Annotated in this window: 2 protein-coding genes; one reads left to right on the forward strand and one right to left on the reverse strand. The window is 64.0% G+C overall.

The window, feature by feature from the left end:
- Positions 1 to 992: L-lactate permease (locus C2U70_RS32225; protein WP_140982714.1), on the reverse strand; the 992-nt coding region annotated here is incomplete at its 3' end.
- 292 nt (positions 993 to 1,284) lie between these two features.
- Between C2U70_RS32225 and C2U70_RS32230 the strand changes: the two genes are divergently transcribed.
- Positions 1,285 to 3,039: an ABC transporter ATP-binding protein/permease gene (locus tag C2U70_RS32230; protein ID WP_140982716.1), complete on the forward strand. Its 1,755-nt coding sequence runs from the start codon at positions 1,285 to 1,287 to the stop codon at positions 3,037 to 3,039.
- Positions 3,040 to 3,101: the final 62 nt, after the last annotated feature.

A 3,101-nucleotide genomic window follows, 5' to 3' on the forward strand; every position in this document is an offset into this window, starting at 1 on the left:
TTCGCCCAGGTCTTGAAGCCACCATTGCCCCACACCAGCATCACGATGCAGACGATGATCCACGGCAGCAGCGCGCTGAACAGCTCGCCTTGCGTGAGCGGCGTCTTGTCGAGCGGCTTTGCAGCCGCCATCGTGGAAGCGGATTCGTCGCGGCCGCGCAGTGCCGGCGACAGCCAGAGCTGCTTCGGCTGCCACACTTTCAGGAACAGAATCAGTGCGCCCATCGAGATCAGGGACGCCCCGATGTCGACGATCCAGGGGTTGATGAAGTTCGAGATCACGAATTGCGGGATCGCGAACGATACGCCCGTGACGAGAATCGCCGGCCAGACGTCCTTCATGCCCTTCCAGCCAGCGAACGCCCACACCACCCAGAACGGCACGATCAATGAGAAGAACGGCAATTGCCGTCCGACCATGGCGCCGAGAATGTAGGGATCGAGCCCGGTGACGGAGGCAAGGCCCTGGATCGGAGTGCCCAGCGCGCCATAAGCGACCGGCGCGGTGTTGGCGATCAGCGACAAGCCGCTTGCCGCCAGCGGCGAGAAGCCGAGCCCGATCAACACGGCGCCGGTGATCGCGACCGGCGTGCCGAAGCCCGAAGCTCCCTCGAAGAACGCGCCGAACGAGAACGCGATCAAGAGGAGTTGCAGGCGCCGGTCCTCGGTGACGCCGCCGACTGCGCGCTTCAAGAGCTCGAAGCGTCCCGTCGTCACCGTAACCTGGTAGAGGAAGATGACGTTGAGGACGATCCAGCCGATCGGGAAGAAGCCGGTGACGATGCCGAGGATTGAAGCCCGGATCGACATGTTCGCCGGCATGGTGAAGACGAAGATGGTGATCAGGTTGGTGACGATGACGGCGATGACGGCCGCGATATGCGCCTGGACGCGGCCGCTCGCGATCAGGACCAGCAATGTGACGACGGGGATTGCGGCAGCGATGGTCGACAGGACCGGGCTATGAAGCGGGTCGTAGATTTGATTCCACATAAGTCATCCTCCCCACGCCGCTTTTGCGACATGCCGGCCAGCGTGGTCGGTCCGGCATGATTGACACGCAGAGGAGGAGTTCTAAGAGCTTGAGCGTCATGGCAAACTCGAGGGGTCAGCCCTCTCACAAGCTCGCGAAGTCCCCGATCGCCTCCACCCCGCGACATTTTGACCATGCTAGGGTTGCCGGCAGGGACAACGCAAATCGCCAGATTTGCAACTTTAGTCTAAGCGCGCTTATTTCTGCCGTAACCTCAGGTATTTGCGCCTATCCCGCAGGAGACCCAGATCTGTGAAGAACATCCGCGCGATGCTCGCGACCGTTGGGCGTATTGCCGCCCCCTATTTCCGATCCGAGGACAAATGGGCGGGCCGCGGCCTGCTGTCCGCGGTCGTCGTCATCGAATTGCTGCTGGTCGCGATCGATGTGCTGGTGAACCAGTGGCAGAACCGGTTCTACCGCTCGATCCAGGATTACAATTGGGACTCCTTCGTCACCGAGATCTGGATCTTCGTCGGCCTCGCCTCCGCCTTCGTGACGCTCGCCGTCTACAAGCTCTATCTGAACCAGTGGCTGCAGATCCGCTGGCGGCAATGGCTGACAAAACACTATCTCGGCGAATGGCTCCACGGCGCCACACACTACCGGATGCAGCTCAGCGGTGAGGCGGCCGACAATCCGGACCAGCGCATGACGGAGGATGTCAAGACCTTCGTCGAGCAGACGCTCGCGCTCGGGCTCGGCCTGCTCTCCTCCGTCGTGACGCTGTTCTCCTTCATCGTCATCCTCTGGGGACTGTCCAACGCCGCACCGATGCACATCTCCGGCGTCGATCTCGCGATCCCCGGCTATCTGGTGTGGGGCGCGTTGATCTACGCGATCCTCGGCACGGCCCTGACGCACTGGATCGGCTCGCCGCTGGTCAATCTCAATTTCGAGCAGCAGCGCTATGAGGCGGATTTTCGCTTCAACCTGGTCCGGGTGCGGGAGAATTCCGAGCAGATTGCGCTGTTGAAGGGCGAAGGCGCCGAACGCACACGGCTGTTGCAGCGCTTCGGCGCCGTGGTCGGCAACTGGTATGCGATCATGAGCCGGACCAAACGCGTCACCGGTTTCCAGGCCAGCTACAGCCAGGCGGCGGTGATCTTTCCCTATGTGCTGGTGGCGCCGGCCTATTTCGCCAAGAAGATCCAGCTCGGCGACATGATGCAGACCGGCTCGGCCTTCAGCAGCGTCCAGGGTGCCCTCTCCTACTTCGTCACCGCCTACCGTTCGATCGCGGAATGGCGCGCCGTGGTCGCCCGTCTCGATGGCTTCGAGATGTCGATCGCCTCGGGCGCGCAGCGACCGACGCAGGCAGAAGCGATCACCATTGCGCCTGCCGACGGCGGCCGCGAGATCAGCCTCGACCAGTTGCTGGTGAAGCTGCCGAACGGCACGCCGCTGGTCACCGCCGACGACTTCACCATCCGCGCCTCCGAGCGGCTGCTGGTGACGGGACCGTCGGGCTCCGGCAAGTCGACGCTGTTCCGCGCCATCGCCGGCATCTGGCCGTTCGGCAAAGGGAAGGTCGCGATCCCCGGCAAGGCCAAGCTGATGATGCTGCCGCAGCGGCCGTACTTCCCGGTCGGTCCCTTGCACGACGCCATCGCCTATCCGGCCGAGCGCGATGCGTTCCAGCCGGCGCAGATCCGCGACGCGCTGGTCGCGGTCGGCTTGCCAAAACTCGCCGAGCGGCTGGACGAGGACGGGCACTGGAACCGGATGCTGTCGCTGGGCGAGCAGCAGCGGCTCGGCATGGCGCGCGCGCTGCTGCATGCGCCGGACTATCTATTCCTCGACGAGGCGACCGCGTCGCTGGACGAGCCATCCGAAGGGCGGCTCTACCGGTTGATCGAGGAGAAGCTGCCGGCGACCACCGTGGTCTCAATCGGACACCGGTCGACGCTGCAGGCTTTCCACGATCGCAACGTCACGCTGGTTCGGGACGGCGACGTGCATGTGGTCCAGGCCGTCGGCGAGCCGGCGAGCTCCGAGGCGCGGTGAGGAGCCTCCGTCATGGCCGGGCTTGTCCCGCCCATCCACGACCTTTCCCGCAGCGCCAAGAA

This window comes from Bradyrhizobium guangdongense, assembly GCF_006483445.1.
Lineage (GTDB): Bacteria > Pseudomonadota > Alphaproteobacteria > Rhizobiales > Xanthobacteraceae > Bradyrhizobium > Bradyrhizobium guangdongense_A.